We start from the raw sequence: 16,007 nt of genomic DNA on the forward strand, positions 1-16,007 counted from the left end.
GCCCGCAGCTCAGGCGTCCGCGGACCCGGCAAGGGAACGCGGGCGCAGGTCGGTCCAGTTGGCCTCGACGTAGGCCAGGCAGGCGTCGCGGGTGTCCTCCCCGAAGACGGTCGTCCAGCCTCCGGGCACCGCCGCGAAGGACGGCCAGAGCGAGTGCTGGCCCTCGTCGTTCACCAGGACCAGGAACCGGCCGTCGGCGTCGTCGAAGGGGTTGGTGCTCATCCGCGGTACCTCCCGTTGAATTAGGTTAGGCTCGCCTAATGCGCGATGAGCTTAGCCTTCTGGATTTCCGCTCCACAAGGAGACGTTCATGAGCCGGGCGGGGGCGGACACCTTCGCCGCGTTCGGGCTGACGGGCGAGCCCGGCACCGACGCCTTCTGGGCCGGGCCGACCACGCCGCTGTCGATCCCCGACGGCGACGGGTGGACGACCCTGTTCCTGTGGCGCGGGTCGCGGGCGGCGAGCGTCGTCTTCGAGAGCTGGTCGGAGCCCGTGCCCCTGCGGCGGTGGGGCGACACGGACTGCTGGTACGCCGAGGTGCGGATGCCGGCGCGGCTGCGGGTGACGTACCAGTTCCTCGTGGACGACGCCGCCTACGCCGACCCGGGCAACCCCGTCGGCGCGGGCGGTGACCGGTCCGTCTGCGCCACCCCGGACGCCCCGGCCCAGCCGCACTGGCCCCTGGTCGGCGCCACCGACGTCCTGCCCCTGCCCCGCACCCGGCTGCGCTGGGCCAGCGAGCGGCTCGGCGGGCGGCGCACCGTGCGGGTCCATCCGGTGGGCGGGGGCGGCCCGTTGGTCCTGCTGCTCGACGGCGACGACTGGCTGTACCTGCACCCGGCGACGGCCGCTTTCGACTCGGCCGCGGCGAGCGGTGAGATGCCGCCGGTCACCCTGGTGTTCCTCCCGGCCAAGGACCGCGGGGCCGAGTTCGGGTGCCGGCCGGCGCTGTGGGAGGCGGTGCGGGACGAGTTGCTGCCCCTGGTGGCCGAGAGCGGGGTGCCCGCCGATCCGGGCCGGACGGTGGTCGCGGGGCAGAGCCTGGGCGGTCTGAGCGCGCTGTACGCGGCGCTGGAGTTCCCGGACCTGGTGTCGCGCGTCGCCTGTCAGTCGGCGTCGCTGTGGTGGACGCCGGACGCCGCGGAGTCGGCGGACCCCTTGGGCGGTCCGGTCGGCGGCACCCTCGCGGCGCGTCTGCGGGCGGGTCCCGACATGTCCGGCCTGCGGATCGCGTTCGACGCGGGGGAGCACGAGACGCGGATGCTCCCCCACTGCGCCCTGGTGGAGAGCCTGGCCGAGCGGGCCGGTGCGACCGTGCGGGTCTCCCGGTCGGCCTCCGGCCACGACCGCGCGGGCTGGCGGCACGCGCTGCTCCGGGACGTGGCCTGGGCCCTCGGGTAGCCTCCCCCGACCGCGGCCGACCCGCAGGGTCACGGGGCCACCGCGTCACCACGTCACCGCGTCACCGCGAGGCAGTACTCCTCGTCGGTGGCGAGGAGATTGCGGTGCGTGTCCTCGGCGGTGATGACTCCCTCGTCCAGGACGAGGACGCGGTCGGCGGCGTCCAGCAGGGCGGGGCTGCTGGTGATCACGAGGGTGGTGCGGTCCCGGCGCAGCTCGGCGACGCCCCGCGCGATGAGCTGCTCGGTCACCGCGTCCACGGCCGTCGTCGGGTCGCGCAGCACCAGGACGTCGGTGTCGGCGGCCAGCGCGCGGGCCAGGGACAGCCGTTGGCGCTGCCCGCCGGAGAGATTGGCACCCCGGTCGCGGACGGCGTAGTCGAGCCCCTCGCGGTGCAGCGCGACGACGTCGGTCAGCATCGACGCCTCGACGGCTTCGGGGACCGTCCTGCTGGTGCCCGACGGGTCGATGTTGGAGCGCAGGGTGCCCGCGAAGATCTCGCCGTCGTACGGGTTGACCAGCAGGTGCTCGCGGATGCCCTCGACCGCCAGGTCCGCGAGGTCCCGGCCGCCGATCCGCACCGTCCCCTCGTACGCGTCGGGGGGTACGTGGAGCGCGAGGACCGCCGCGAGGTCGGCCGCCGCACTCGGCTGGTACGCCGCGACGGCGACGAACTCACCGGCCCGGACCCGGAACCGCACCTTGCGCAGCGCCCCGTGCCGGACGCCGTCGACCTCCAGGTCCCCGCCCGGGGCCGGTCGCTCCGTGCCCGGTGCCGTCACCGGCGGCGCGCCGAGGACGAGGGCCATCCGCTCGGCCGAGGCGCGGGCCATCATGACGTACTTCGGCATCTCCGAGAACAGCTTCAGCGGCTCCATGATGAACTGCGCGAGGCCCACGGCCGTGACCAGTTCACCGATGTTGATCCGGCCCCGGAAGGCCAGCCAGCCCGCGGTGAGGGTCACGGCGGCGGCGAGCACCGCGTTGAGGGCCAGTGCGGTGCCCGCGTAGACGCCGCTCACCCGGGCGACGGTGACGGACTGGCGCCTCGCCTCCGTACTGACCACGCGGTAGGAGCGGAACGCGGCGTGGTTGCCGCCGAAGCCGTGCAGCGGGCGCAGGCCGATGATGAGGTCGGCGACCTTGGCACCCGCCCGTGCCACCCGGGCCTGCTGCTCCCGGGTGCTGGAGCCGATGCGTCTGGACATCACGCTCAGGACGGACAGGATCGCGACGGTTCCCACGACGACCAGCAGCCCGAGCCGGATGTCGGCCAGTCCCAGCGCGACCGCCGCGATCAGCACCGCCACCAGCGAGCTGATCAGCAGCGGCACCACCTCGATGATGTCGGCGGTCTGGTCGGCGTCCTCGGTCGCGATGGTCAGCACCTCGCCGGACTTGAGGTCGACGTCCCTGGCCACCGGCTGGAGTCCGCAGCCGGCGACCCGGACCCGCCAGCGGTGCGCCTCGGTCGTGTTGGCCTTCTGAAGGATCCGCATCCCGAACCGCCAGGACAGGGACACGGTCGTGATGATCACGGCCAGCGCGGCGATCGAGACACCGAGCGCCTGGGGGCTGCGGTCCCGCATGGTGTGCTCGACGATCAGTCCGAGCGCGATGGGGAAGGCCGTCTCACCGGCCTGGTAGAGGCCCATGAGGAGGGTGCCCCAGGCCATCGCGCCGACGTTGCGTCGCAGGGCGGTACGGAGGATGCCGGACCCCGCGCGGGGCCGCTGTGCGTCAGGAGTGGTCATCGAGATGGCGGGCAATCGCTTCCGGGGTTCGCAGGGTCAACAGATCGCGGATGGTGATCACTGGACCGTACTCCCGGCGGAGCAGCCCGGTCAGCCGCACCGCCAGCATGGAGTGCCCGCCGAGGGCCGTGAAGTCGCTCACCGCGCTCACCTCGTCGTCGTCCAGGTCCAGGGCCTCGGCGAAGAGTTCGCACACCGTCGTCTCGGTCTCCGTCTCCGGTGCCCGCTCCCCCGCCGTGGTCAGCGCGCCCAGCGGCTTGGCCTCCGGGAGCGCCTTGGTGTCGGCCTTCCCGTTCACGGTCAGCGGGATGCCGTCGACCTGGGCGTAGTGCGTGGGGCGCAGGAAGTCCGGTAGCGCGGCGCCCACGTCGGCGGCGACCCGGGCCAGGTCGGCGCCGTCGAGCACCAGGTAGGCGGCCAGCCGGTGGGCACCGTCGACCTGCGGGTCGGGCTGGGCGACGGCGGCCGCGAACCGCACCGCGGGGTGGGCGGCGAACGCGGCCTCCACCTCGCCGAGTTCGACCCGGTGGCCGCGGATCTTGACCTGCTGGTCGGTGCGGCCGAGGTACATCAGGTTCCCGTCGGGCCGCCGCACCACCAGGTCGCCGGTGCGGTACATGCGCTCGCCGGGGGCGCCGAACGGGCAGGCGACGAAGCGGTGCGCGGTCTGGGCGGGCTGCCCGAGGTAGCCGCGCGCGATGCCGACGCCCGCGACGTACAGCTCGCCGGGGACACCGTCGGGCAGGGGGCGCAGCCACGGGTCCAGCACGTACACGTCCGTGTTGTCGATCGCGACGCCCACCACCGGGTCGGGGCACTCGAAGGTGCCGACGCCGAGGGTGTTGATGGTGTACTCGGTGGGTCCGTACAGGTTGTAGCCGACGGTCCCCTCGGTCTCGGCCAGCCGCCGCCACAGCGCCGGGGTGACGGCCTCGCCGCCGAGCAGCAACAGCGCGGGCCGGCGGGCCGGGTCGTCGAGCAGGCCCTCGGCGACCAGTTGCTGCGCGTAGGTCGGGGTGACGTTGACGACGTCGATCCCGTGTTCCAGGCAGTAGGCGACCAGCCGGGGCGCGTCGCGGCGCAGCTCCTCGTCGCAGATGTGCACTTCGTGGCCGTCGGCGAGCCACAGCAGTTCCTCCCACGACATGTCGAACGCGAACGACACGGTGTGGGCGACGCGGAAGGTCCGGTGGCCGTGCCGCGCCAGCACCGGTTCGAAGATCCGGCGCTGGTGGTTGACGAGCATGTTGGTGAGCCCGGCGTACTCGGTCACCACCCCCTTGGGCCGGCCGGTGGAACCGGAGGTGTAGATGGTGTACGCGGGGTGCCGCAGTCGGTCCGGGTCGTTCGGCGCGAAGGTCACGAACGGCTCGGCCTCCGGCAGCGGCCGGTCCAGCTCGATCAGGTCGAGGTCGCCGGCGAGCCGGTGGGCGACCGTGCTCACCGTGAGGACCACGTCCGGGCGGGCGTCCGCCACGATCGCGGCGATCCGCTCGTCCGGGTGGTCCAGCTCCAGCGGCACGTAGGCGGCGCCGGTGCGCAGTACGGCGAACAGGGCCACGATCGAGTCGAGGGAGCGCGGGACGGCGAGGCCCACGGTCGCCCCGGGGCCGACGCCGCGCCGGGCCAGCACACCCGCCACCGCCCGGCTGCGGTCCCGCAGCCGGCCGAAGGTCAGGGCGGAGCCGTGGGCGACGAGTGCCGTCCGTTCCGGGTCGCGGTCGGCCGCCCGGTCGAAGCGGTCCACGACGGTGTCCGTGCCGATGTCCGTGCGTGCGGCGGGCCGGGGCGCCGGGGCCGGGCCGGGGAGGGCCCCGAGCGGCTCGCGGGACCCGGTGCGCGCGACGAGCTCGTCGAGCAGGCGCAGGTAGTCGTCGAGGAGGTGCCGGGCGCCCTCGGTGTCGTGGTCGCGGTACTCCAGTTTGACGGTGAGCCGGTCGCCGGGGGTGACCACCCAGGTGAACGGGTAGTGGGTGGAGTCGTCGGCGCGCACCGAGGTGATGCCGTGCCGGGCGTTCATCTCGGCGAAGGCGTCCAGGTCCAGGAAGTTCTGGAGGACGAACAGGTTGTCGAACAGGGTGTCGTGTCCGCCGGCCCGCTGGATCTCGCCCAGCCCGAGGTGCTCGTGCTCCATGGCGTCGACCCTGGCCGCCTGCACCGCCGCGAGGTAGTCGCGGACCGTGTCGTGCGGCCGGGCCCGGGTCCACATGGGCACCGTGTTGAGCAGCACGCCGACCATGTCGGCCAGCCCCTCGCCCTCCCGGCCGGAGACGGTCACGCCGAAGACGGCGTCGGCGCGGCCGGTGCGGGCGCCCAGGAGCAGGCCGAAGGCGCCGGTGAGCACCGAGTTCAGGGTGACGCCGTACGTCCGGGCCGCCGACCTCAGCGCCTCGGACCGTTCGGCCGTCAGGGTGCGCACGAGGGCGCGCGGCAGGTCGTCGGGGAGGGCGGGAGCCGGTCCGGCGAGCAGGGTCGGGCCGGGCAGTCCGGCGAGGTGCGCCGCCCAGAAGCGTTCCGAGGCGGCCGGGTCCTTGGCGGCGAGGGCCCGGGTGTGGTCCTCGAAGCCCGGCGTGACCGGCCCGGGGTCGAGGGGCTCGCCCGCCAGGACGCCGCGGTAGGCGTCGAACAGGTCGCGCAGGACGATCTCCCGCGACCAGCCGTCCCACAGCAGCAGGTGGTAGCTGAGCAGCAGTCCGTCGCGGTCGTCGGGCAGCCGTACCACGGTCAGCCGGATCAGCGGCGGCTCGCCGGGGTCGAAGCCCCGCTCCCGGTCCGTGCGGAGCAGGGCGTCGGCCTCCTCGTCCGTCGCCGCGTGGACCGTGCGGACGTCGACCCGGCGGTCCGCGGCGAGGACCTGGACCGGGTTCCCGTCCTCGTCCGTGGTGAAGCCCGCGCCCACGGCCGGGTGCCGTGCGAGCACGTACTCCATCGCCCGGGCCAACGCCTCGGTGTCCAGCCGTCGTTCGAAGGTGAAGTAGCTCTGGGCGACGTAGTGCCCGGCCGGGCCCGTCAGCTGGGCCTGGAAGTACAGGCCCCGCTGGAGGGGGCTGACCGGTGCCGTGCGCTCGGCCGTCGCGGCGGCCTCCGCGATCCGTTCCAGTGCGCGGTGCCAGTGCTCGGTGATCTCGCCGGGGACGTCCTCGGCCAGGGTGAAGGCCGCGTGCAGGCTGCCGGTCGCGGCGTCGGTCCAGGCGTTCACCTCGACCGCGTACGCGATGCCCCCGTCACCGCCCGTGAGGTGCGGTGCGTCGGACTCGCCGCCCCGGCCCAGGTAGTTGAAGAGGACCTGGGGCCGGGCGGTGAGCAGCGGGGCGGTCTGCGGGTTGAGGTACCTGAGGCCGCCGTAGGCGGCGTGGGCGCGCTCGTCCGGCTGGCGTTCGGTGACCTCGCGCGCCGCGGCGACGGGGTCGGTGTGCGCGCTGAGCCGTACGGGTGCGATGGAGGTGAACCAGCCGACGGTGCGGGTGTAGTCGTGGTGGTCGAGGGCCGGGACCCTGCCGTGCCGCTCCAGGTCGACGGCCAGGTCGGTGGGCGTGGGCTGGACGCGGGTCAGCGCGGTGCGCAGCGCGCCGCACAGCAGTTCGGTGAGACCGAGGCCGAGCGCGGCGGGCGCGGTGCGGGTGACGCGGTCGCTCAGTCCGGGGTCGAGTACCACCGTCGTCTCGCGCGGGTTCACCGCGGCGGGCAGCGGCGTGGGGGCCTGGAGCGTGCTGATCCAGCCGGCCAGGTCGTCGGTCTCGTCGGTGGACCGGTACGTCAGCGCTCGGGCGTACTCGGCGTAGGACGTGGTCTGCGGTGCCGGGTCCGTGCCGCGCATCGCGTCGGCCAGGTCGTCCAGGAGGATCAGCCAGGACACGGCGTCGACGGCGAGGTGGTGCACGGCGACCACCAGGGTCCTGGTCTCCTCCAGCCAGGTGAACGCGACGACCTCGCCGCTCTCGGGATCGAGGCGGTCCGCCGCCCGGTCGGCCGCGCTCGCGGCGTCCGTCCCGGCGGCCCGGACCACGGTGACCTCGCGGTGGGGTTCGGTGCGCGGGAACCACGCCCCGTGGTCGACACGCAGCCGCAGCCGCAGCGCCGGGTGCGTGTCGACGACGGCCCGCGCGGCACGCTCCGCGTCGGCGAACCCGGTGCCTTCGGGTGCTGCCAGCGTCCTGGCCTGGGCGAACCGGGCCAGTGGTCCGCCCAGTTCCCGTCGGCGCAGCATGATCGGGGTGGGCGGCAGCGGGCCGTCCTCGTGGCGGGCGGCCGCGGGCGCCTGGGGCCGCGGGGTGCGGGTGCCGAGGTGTCCCGCGAGCGCGCGGGGGGTGCGGAGCAGGAACACGTCGCGGGGGGTGATCGGCAGGCCGAGCGCCCTGGCCCGGTTGATCACCGTGATGGCGACGATGCTGTCGCCTCCGGCGGTGAAGAAGTCGGTGTCGGCGTCCGGGGCGGAGCCGGGCAGCGCGGTGGCGAAGATGCCGACGAGTGCCGCGAGCGCGGAGTCGTTCCCGTCGGCCGGCCCGCCACCGTCCCGGGCGTCGCCTTCCGGCGCGTCGCCGACCCGCGCGTCGCGGTCCCGTACCCCGCCGCTCTCGGGCGGCGTCAGCGCCGCGCGCTCGGTCAGTGCCCCGCGGTCGAGCTTCCCGTTGACCGTCAGCGGCAGGGCGTCGACAGGCAGCACCCGGCCCGGCACCATGTGGGCGGGCAGCTTCGCCGACAGCAGCGCGGGGAGGTCCGCGGGCGCCCGGCCCACGACGTGCGCGACCAGGTGGTCCTCGCTGTCGGCGACGGTGACGGCGGCGTCGACCACGCCGTCGAGGTCCCGGATCGCGGACTCCACCTCGCCCGGTTCGATGCGGAAGCCCTTCAGCTGCACCTGGTCGTCGGCGCGGCCCACGAACTCCAGCTCGCCGTCGAGCGTACGGCGGGCGAGGTCGCCCGTGTGGTACATGCGGGAGCCGTCCGCCCGGAACGGGTCCGCCACGAACCGGCCGGCGGTGAGCCCCGGCCTGCCCAGGTAGCCGAGCGCCACCTGATCGCCGGCGACGTAGATGGCGCCCACCCGGCCCGGCGGCACCGGCCGGAGCCGGTCGTCGAGGAGGTGGGCGACCAGGCCGGGGACCGGACCGCCGATGGGGCTGGCCGCGGCGGCGCCGGGGGCGAAGTCGGCGGCGGTCAGCGGCCGGTGGGTGACGTGGACGGTGGTCTCGGTGATGCCGTACATGTTGACCAGCTCGGGCGCGTCGGTGCCGTGCCGTTCGACCCAGTCGCGCAGCCGCGCCGGGTCCAGGGCCTCGCCCCCGAAGATGATGCGGCGCAGTGCGGGCAGCGGCTCGCCCGCGTGCCGGTCCGCCTCGGCGAACCGGTGGAACGCCGAGGGGGTCTGGTTGAGCACGGTCACCCCGCGCTCGCGGACCAGGCGGTGGAAGTCCACCGGGGAACGGGTCAGTCCGTACTCCGGCACCAGCAGCTCGGCGCCGTGCGCGAGCGCGCCCCACAGCTCCCAGACGGCGAAGTCGAAGGAGAAGGAGTGGAACTGGACCCACACGTCGTCCGGCCCGAAGGCCATCGCGGGCCGGGTGTTGGCCAGCAGCGTCACGACACTGCGGTGCGGGACGACGACGCCCTTGGGCCGCCCCGTCGATCCCGAGGTGTAGATCACGTACGCGGGGTCGTTCCACCCTGCGCCGGGCCCGGGCTCCGCGCCGGTGGGCGGGTTCCCCTCCCCCGGTACGAGCACGCGGGCCGTCACCCCCGCCCGGTCCAGCAGTCCCGTGAACCGCTCGCGCTGCTCCTTGTCCACGAGGACGACCTGCGGTGCGGAGTCGGCGAGGACGTACTCCAGGCGTTCGTCCGGGTAAGCCACGTCCAGCGGTACGTAGGCGCCGCCCGCGGCGACGACGGCGACCAGGGCGACGACCTGCTCGACCGAGCGGGGCACGGCGACGGCGACCCGTCCGCCGGGGCCGACCCCGGCCGCGCGCAGGGCGGCGGCCAACTGGTCCTTGGCCTGGCCCAGTTCGCCGTAGCTCAGGGACCTGGTGGCGCCGTCGAGGGCGCACTGGGTGACGGCGGTGGCGGCCGGGGTGCGGCGCGCTGCGGCGTCGAAGAGGTCGCCCAGGGTGGTCGGGGTGATCGGCTCGACCTGTTCGGCGTCCTGGGACGCCAGGTCGGCGACCGGGGCGTCCGGCCGGCTGAGCAGGGCGGTGAGGTTCCGGGTGAAGGTGGCGAGGATGTCGCGGACTGCGGTCCGTCCCAGCAGTTCGGCGTCGTGGATCAGGTTGAAGCGCGGGCGGCCGTCCGGTGTGCGTTCCACCACGAGCGTCAGCGGGTAGTGCGGGGCGCCCTCGTTGACGATGCGGGTGACGGCGAAGGTGTCGCCGGGTCGCCGCAGTCCGTCCACGTCGGTCGCCACGTCGAACACCACCAGGGTGTCGAAGAGGGTGCCCGCGCCGGCCCGGCGGGCGATCCGGGCCAGCGAGACGTGCTGGTGCGGCAGTACCGCGCTCTGGTGTGCCCGGACGGCGGCGAGCAGTTCGCGCGCGGTCGTCCCGGCGGTCCAGCGGGCGCGCAGCGGGATCGTGTTGATGAACAGGCCGACCATGTCCTCGATGCCGGGCACGTCCGCGTCCCGGCCGGACACCGTGGAGCCGAACACGACGTCGTCGCTGTGCAGGATGCCGCCCAGGGTGAGGGCCCAGGCGCTGTGCACGGCCACGCTCAGCGGCACTCCGGCCGACCGGGCGGCGGCGTCGACGTCGGTGTCCGCCGTCACGGCCGTGTCGGCGAAGTGTGCGGAGGGCGTGTGCCCCTCGGCGATCAGTGACGGGCCGGGGAGGCCGGCCAGTTGTCCGTCCCAGACCCGGTCGCTCACTTCGCCGTCGCGCGCGGCGAGGCGGCGTACGTGGTCGGGGAAGCCGCCGAGCGCGTGCCCGGAGCCGGGCGCGTGGTATTCGGCCAGCAGGGCGCGCAGCATGGGCGGCACCGACCAGCCGTCGGCGACGATGTGGTGCACCGTCTGCACCAGGACGTGCCGGCCGGCTCCCGCACGGATGAGGGTGTAGCGCATCAGCGGGCCGGTGGCCAGGTCGAATCCGGCGCGGCGGTCCCGCTCGGCGTGGGCCCGGATCTCGTCGTCGGTGATGCCGGGGCGGTCCAGCGTGGTGAAGGGCGCCTCGACGCCGTGCTCCAGCACGCAGACGACGCGGCCGTCGGCCAGGACCACGAAGCGCGCGGCGAGGTTCGGGTGGAGGGTGAGCAGGCGGGTGGCCGCCGTCGCGAGCCGGTCGGGGTCCACCTCGCCCTCCAGTGTGAGCAGTTGCTGCTCGACGTAGCTGCCGGTGGCCTCGTCGTCGTACACGGAGTGGAAGTACAGGCCCTCCTGCAACGGGGTCAGCGGGAGGACGTCCCGCAGTGCCGGGCCGTCGAGCGCGTCGACGTCGGCCTGGGTGAGCGGCAGCGGGCGGAAGTCGCTGGGCGAGTGGCCGCCGTGCTCCAGCGCGGCCAGCCCGGTGAGCGCCTCCCGGTAGTAGGTGGCGAGGGTGTCGATGTCCGCGTCGGTGAACACGCCCTCGGGCCAGGAGAGGGTGGTGACCAGCTCGTACGCGCCGGTGGGGTCGGGCTCGGCGATGGCGTTGAACTCCAGGGCGCGGGGCAGGCGCATGCGCGGGTCGCGCCGCTCACCGAGCTGCCCGGTGGTGCGGGCGAGTTGCCAGTCGCCGGACGAGCCCGCGTCGAAGCGGCCCAGGTAGTTGAAGAGCACCTGGGGTGCGGGCGCGTCGAAGGCGGCCTGGGCCAGGTGGCGCAGGGCGCCGTAGGAGACGCCGTTGTCCGGTATGCGCGCGAGGTCTTCCTTGACCGCCTTGAGTGCGGCGGACAGGTACTCGGGGGCGGTGGGGTCGGGGCCCGTGCCGGGGTCGACGGTCACCGGGAACAGGGTGGTGAACCAGCCGACGGTGCGCGAGAGTTCCGGCTCGAAGCCGGCGGACGGGGCGACGAACCCGGCTTCGCGGCCGTGGCCTTCGAGTTCGATGTGCGCGAAGGTCTGGTCCTGGCCGAGGTCGCGGCGGCGGCGGGCGAGGGCGACGGCGAGCGCGGTCACCAGTACGTCGTTGACGCCCGCGTGGAACTTCGCCGGGATGTCGCCGAGGAGGGCGGCCGTGGTCCGGGCGTCGACCGGGACGGTCCGGGTCCGCTCCTGTGCCACGGTGTCGTCCTCGGACAGCGCGCGTCTGCCGAGCGGCTCGTCGGGGCCCGGCAGGGGACGACGGAAGCAGGTGCTGTCCGCGTCGAACGCCGCGCGTTCCAGGAGCTGGGTCCAGCGCCGGAACGACGTGCCCGTCACGGGCAGTTCCACGGGTGTGCCCGCGGTGAGCTGCCGCCAGGCCGTGGCCAGGTCGTCCATCAGGACCCGCCAGGACACGCCGTCGATCACCACGTGGTGCACGACGACGGCCAGTTGCCGTGCCTCGCGGCGCCAGACCGCGTGCAGCATCCTGGCGTCCGTCGGGTCCAGTTCCCCGGTGGCGAGGGCGAGGCACGCGTCGAGCGGCCGGTCGCTCTCCTGCCAGAGGACCCGGGCGGGGTCCTGGTCGGCCTCCGGGATGTCGAATCCCCAGCGGGCGCCGCGCACGAGCCTGGCGCGCAGCATGGGGTGCCGGCGGACGAGGGCGGCCAGGAGGGTGCCGAGGGCGTCCGCGGTCAGGTCCGCGGGGGTGTTGAGCACGACCGACTGGACGAAGCCGTCGATCGCGTCCGTGGTCTCGCCGAGCCACTGCACGACGGGCGGTCCCACGACGGTTCCGGTCGCCACGTCGCGGTGGTCCACGGCGGTGGTGTCCTCGCGGCTCGCCACCGCCGCCAGCGCTCCCACCGTGCTGTGAGTGAAGATCTGCCGGGCGCTCACGTGGAGTCCGGCGTCGCGCAACGCGCTCAGCAGGGAGATGGCCAGGATGCTGTCCCCGCCGAGCTGGAAGAAGTCCTGGTCGACTCCCACCCGGTCCAGCCGGAGCAGTGCCGCGACCGCCGCGCACACGATCCGCTCCTCCTCGGTGGTGGGCGGGGCGACCGAGGCCGTGGCGAGCACGGGTTCGGGCAGCGCGTTCCGGTCGAGCTTGCCGTTCGCGGTGAGCGGGAACGCGGTCATCACGACCACGTGGGCGGGCACCATGTACTCCACCAGGTGCGCGCCGGCCCACGCCTTGACGTCGTCCGCGCGCAGGTCCTCGTGGCCGGTGGCCGGGATGACGTATCCCACGAGGTAGGTGCCGCCGGCCGTGTTCTTCTTCGCCACGACGCAGGTGTGGCGGACGTGGGGGTGTTCGGCGAGACCGACCTCGACGTCCTCGATCTCCAGGCGCATGCCGCGGATCTTGATCTGGTTGTCCGCGCGGCCGAGGAAGTCGAGCGACCCGTCGGGAGCGAACCGCGCGAGGTCGCCGGTGCGGTACAGCCGGGAGCCGTCGTTCGCGAAGGGGTTCGCCACGAACCGGGAGGCGGTGAGGCCCGGCGCGTTCACGTAGCCGCGGCCCAGCAGCAGTCCGCCCGCGTACAGTTCGCCGCCGACGCCGACCGGGACCGGGCGCAGTTCGTCGTCCAGGACGTACAGCCGGGTGTTGGGGTTGGCCCGGCCGATGGATGTCGACAGGCGCTCGGCCGCTCCCCGGTAGACGACGTGCGAGACTCCGATGGTCGTCTCGGCGGGGCCGTAGCCGTGGTACAGCGGGATGTCGAGCCGGGTACGGAAGCGCTCGTACAGTTCGGGCGTGAGCACCTCGCCGCCGCACCAGACGTGCCGGAGGCTGTCGAGGCGCCCCGAGTCGCCCGCCATCTCGAGGAGCACGTCCAGCATGGACGAGACCAGGTAGGTGAAGGTGACGCGCTGTTCGGCGATCACGCCCAGCAGGTGCTGCGGGTCGCGTTCGCCGCCGGGCCGCAGGACCACGAGCCTGCCGCCGCCGACCAGGGGCAGGAAGATCTCGTTGATGGAGATGTCGAAGGACAGGGGCGCTTTGAAAAGTGACGCGTCGTCGGGTCCGAAGCCCAGGATCTCGTGGATCTGCCACAGCAGGCGCTCGCTGATCGCCTCGTGCCGGATCATGGCGCCCTTGGGCCGCCCGGTCGAGCCCGAGGTGAAGATGACGTAGGCCAGGGCGTCGCCGGGGACGCTGATCGCGGGTCCCTCGGTGGGGTGGGCGCCGAACCGCCAGTCGCCGAGGTCCACGGCCGCGGCTTCGGGTTCCGTCGGCACGTGTTCGCCCGAGGAGTTGAGCTGTACGACGACGCCCGCGTCCTCGATGACCACGGCCCGGCGTTCGGCGGGCCAGTGCGGGTCCAGCGGGACGAACGCGCCGCCCGCCCGCAGCACACCGAGCAACCCGATCACCATCTCGGCGGAGCGTTCCAGGGAGATGCCGACGACGTCTTCGGCGGTGAGCCCGTGTGCGACCAGGTGGTGCGCCAACTGCGCGGACAGCTCGTCCACCTGACGGTAGGTGAGGGTGCGGCGTTCGTCGACGACGGCCACGGCGTCCGGGCGGGCGCGGACCTGTTCGCGGAACATCTCCACCAAGGTGGGGCGGACCCGGTCGGCGTCGGTGTCGTTCCACCTGGCCAGGTCCGCCAGGCGCTCCGCGGGGCCGGAGGGGCCGATGGTGCCGAGCGGGCGGTCGGGGAAGTCGGCCAGGTCGTCGAGCGCGCGTTGCGCGTCGTCCGGCACGACGCCGTCCGGGAGGGTGATGGTCCGGCCGCCCCCGTCCCCGTCCCCGTCCCGGCCCACGGTCCAACCGCCGGGTGCCGTACCGCCGTTGTCGGCCCAGCCGAGCACGTCGGTGAACAGGGTGCCCGGTGCGAGGTCGAGTCCGGCGGGGCCGCGGCCCGAGGCCCAGTACGCCAGTGAGACGGCACACGCCTCGGCGACGACCCGGTCGGAGAAGTCGCCGGTGCGCCGGCGTATGCCGGTCAGCTGCCCGGGAGAAAGCCGTGCGAGAGAAGCGGTCGGTTCCATCATCGAAGACTCAACGCCCCTTCCAAGGAATGAAGGCAGGCTAACCTAACTTAGGCATGCCTAACTACCCCGCCCGACCGCCCTCGCGCCAGGCCCGCCACAGCCGTGCGTAGCGGCCGCCCAGCGCCACCAACTCCGCGTGCGTGCCCTCCTCGACGACCCGTCCGGCGTCCAGGACGGCGATCCGGTCCGCCGCCATCGCCTGGGTCAGACGGTGCGCCACGAAGAGCGTGGTCCGGCCCGCGCACGCGGCCAGCACCGCCCGCTCCAGCTCGGCGGCACCCTCGCTGCCCGCCTCCGCGGTCGACTCGTCGAGGACCACCACCGGCGCCCGGCCCAGCACCAGCCGGGCCAGCGCGATCTGGGCGACCTGGGTCACGTCCAGGCGCTCGCCGCCCTCACCGACCGGGGTGTCGAGACCGTCGGGCAGCGCCTCGGCCCACCCGCCGGCGCCGACCGTGCGCAGGGCGCCCAGGAGTTCGGCGTCGGTCGCCTGCGGCGCTGCCAGCCGCAGGTCGTCGGCGAGCGTCCCGGAGAACACGTGCGTCTCCTGGGTCAGGATGCTCACCAGGGCCCGCGCCCCGGCCTCGTCGAGCTCCGCGAGGTCGGTCCGCCCGACGCGCACCGATCCCGCCTGCGGGGTCCCGATGCCGGCGACCAGGGCGGCCAGGGTGGTCTTGCCCGCGCCCGTCGCCCCCACGAGGGCGAGCGAGCCGCCCGCCGGGATCGTCAGGTCGACGTCCCTCAGGACCGGTTCCTCGCCCCCGGGGTAGGTGAACGTCAGTCCCCGCACCGTCACCGGGTACGGTCCGGCGGCGGCGCCGACGGAGTCGTCGCCCACCAGCCGGTCCGCGGCGTCCTCCCCCAGCACGCCGACCAGGCGGGTCAGGCTCGCGCCCGACTTCTGCGCCTCGTCGAAGGTGAACATGATGGCGCCCAGCGGGGTGAACAGCCGGTGGAACAGCAGCGGGGCCGCCGCCACCTCGCCCAGCGTGGCCGCGTCCGCCTCCAGCAGCGCGTAGCCCACTGTGATGATGAGCGTCAGCCCGATGAACTCGGCGCGGTTCTCCCGGCCGACGAACCGGCCGAAGAACCGGAACACCTCGATGCCAAGGTCGCGCACCCGCCACGACTCGCGCGTGACCCGCTCACGGAAGGCGTCCTCGAGCCGGTACGCGCGGACGGTGTCGATGCCGTTCAGAGCGCTGATGAGGGCCTGCGCCCGGTCGGCCTGGGCCATCCGCTGCCTGCGGTACAGCGGGGCGGACCTCGGCAGGTACCAGCGCAGGGCCAGCGCGTAGGCGGGCAGCGCGCCGGCCCCCGCCAGACCGAGCCGCCAGTCGAGGCCGAACATGCCGGCCGTGGCGATGGCGACGAGGACGCCCGCGGAGAACACCGTGGGAACGGCGGTGCGGATGCCCTTGGAGATCACGGCGACGTCGTCGCCGACCCGGGACAGCACGTCGCCGCGGCCCACCTGTTCGACGCGTGCGCTGGGCATGGCCAGGACGGCGCGGACGGCGCCCTCGCGCAGCCGGGCGAGCAGGTCGGCGCCCAGCCGCCCGATCAGGTAGGTCGACACCGCGGTCGCCGCCGCGCCGAGCAGCGCCGCGGCGACCATCAGGGCGCCGATCGTGAGCAGGACGGACTGCGACCTGCCCCCGGCCACCGCGTCGACCACCCGGCCGAGCAGCAGCACCGGGAGCACCTGGAGTGCCGCTCCGGCCACCGTGGTGAGCACCGTGGCGGCCGTCAGCCACGGCACCTCGCGGCAGTGCGCCGCGACCCATCGGCCCGCCTCGCGCCCCGTGGCCGTACGCAGGACGGCCGGGGCCGCGGCGACGCGGGTGTCGGTGTCGCTCAC

The 16,007-nt window shown here is 74.2% G+C and carries 5 protein-coding genes; 1 reads left to right on the forward strand and 4 read right to left on the reverse strand.

Annotated elements, in window-relative coordinates; all coding sequences use genetic code 11:
* Positions 1-9 precede the first annotated feature (9 nt).
* Entirely contained in the window at positions 10-222 is a 213-nt protein-coding gene (locus tag B9W62_RS01685; RefSeq protein ID WP_087804445.1) for an MbtH family protein, read from the reverse strand.
* An 88-nt stretch (positions 223-310) separates the two neighbouring features.
* Here B9W62_RS01685 and B9W62_RS01690 point away from each other — a divergent pair, with 88 nt between their 5' ends.
* Positions 311-1,402: an alpha/beta hydrolase-fold protein gene (locus tag B9W62_RS01690; protein ID WP_087804447.1), complete on the forward strand. Its 1,092-nt coding sequence runs from the start codon at positions 311-313 to the stop codon at positions 1,400-1,402.
* Between the two features lie 53 nt (positions 1,403-1,455).
* Here B9W62_RS01690 and B9W62_RS01695 read toward each other — a convergent pair whose 3' ends face one another.
* The 3 genes from B9W62_RS01695 to B9W62_RS01705 form a co-directional block, all read right to left on the reverse strand.
* A complete protein-coding gene (locus B9W62_RS01695; RefSeq protein ID WP_179235301.1) occupies positions 1,456-3,156 on the reverse strand; it encodes an ABC transporter ATP-binding protein in 1,701 nt (566 codons plus the stop codon).
* Positions 3,143-14,146, reverse strand: coding sequence for a non-ribosomal peptide synthetase (locus tag B9W62_RS01700; protein WP_087804449.1), 11,004 nt, complete (start codon positions 14,144-14,146; stop codon positions 3,143-3,145). Before B9W62_RS01700 ends, B9W62_RS01695 begins: the two co-directional genes overlap by 14 nt.
* Before the next feature lie 61 nt (positions 14,147-14,207).
* A complete protein-coding gene (locus B9W62_RS01705; protein ID WP_087804452.1) occupies positions 14,208-16,007 on the reverse strand; it encodes an ABC transporter ATP-binding protein in 1,800 nt (599 codons plus the stop codon).

Origin of the sequence: Streptomyces sp. CS113 (assembly GCF_002188365.1) — a bacterium.
GTDB classification, from domain to species: Bacteria; Actinomycetota; Actinomycetes; order Streptomycetales; family Streptomycetaceae; genus Streptomyces; species Streptomyces tendae.

What these genes read in the sequence shown, in the direction of transcription:
- B9W62_RS01685 (WP_087804445.1), bottom strand. Translation starts at nt 222, where the DNA reads ATGAGCACCAACCCCTTCGACGACGCCGACGGCCGGTTCCTGGTCCTG.
- B9W62_RS01695 (WP_179235301.1), bottom strand. Translation starts at nt 3,156, where the DNA reads ATGACCACTCCTGACGCACAGCGGCCCCGCGCGGGGTCCGGCATCCTC.
- B9W62_RS01690 (WP_087804447.1), top strand. Translation starts at nt 311, where the DNA reads ATGAGCCGGGCGGGGGCGGACACCTTCGCCGCGTTCGGGCTGACGGGC.
- B9W62_RS01700 (WP_087804449.1), bottom strand. Translation starts at nt 14,146, where the DNA reads ATGATGGAACCGACCGCTTCTCTCGCACGGCTTTCTCCCGGGCAGCTG.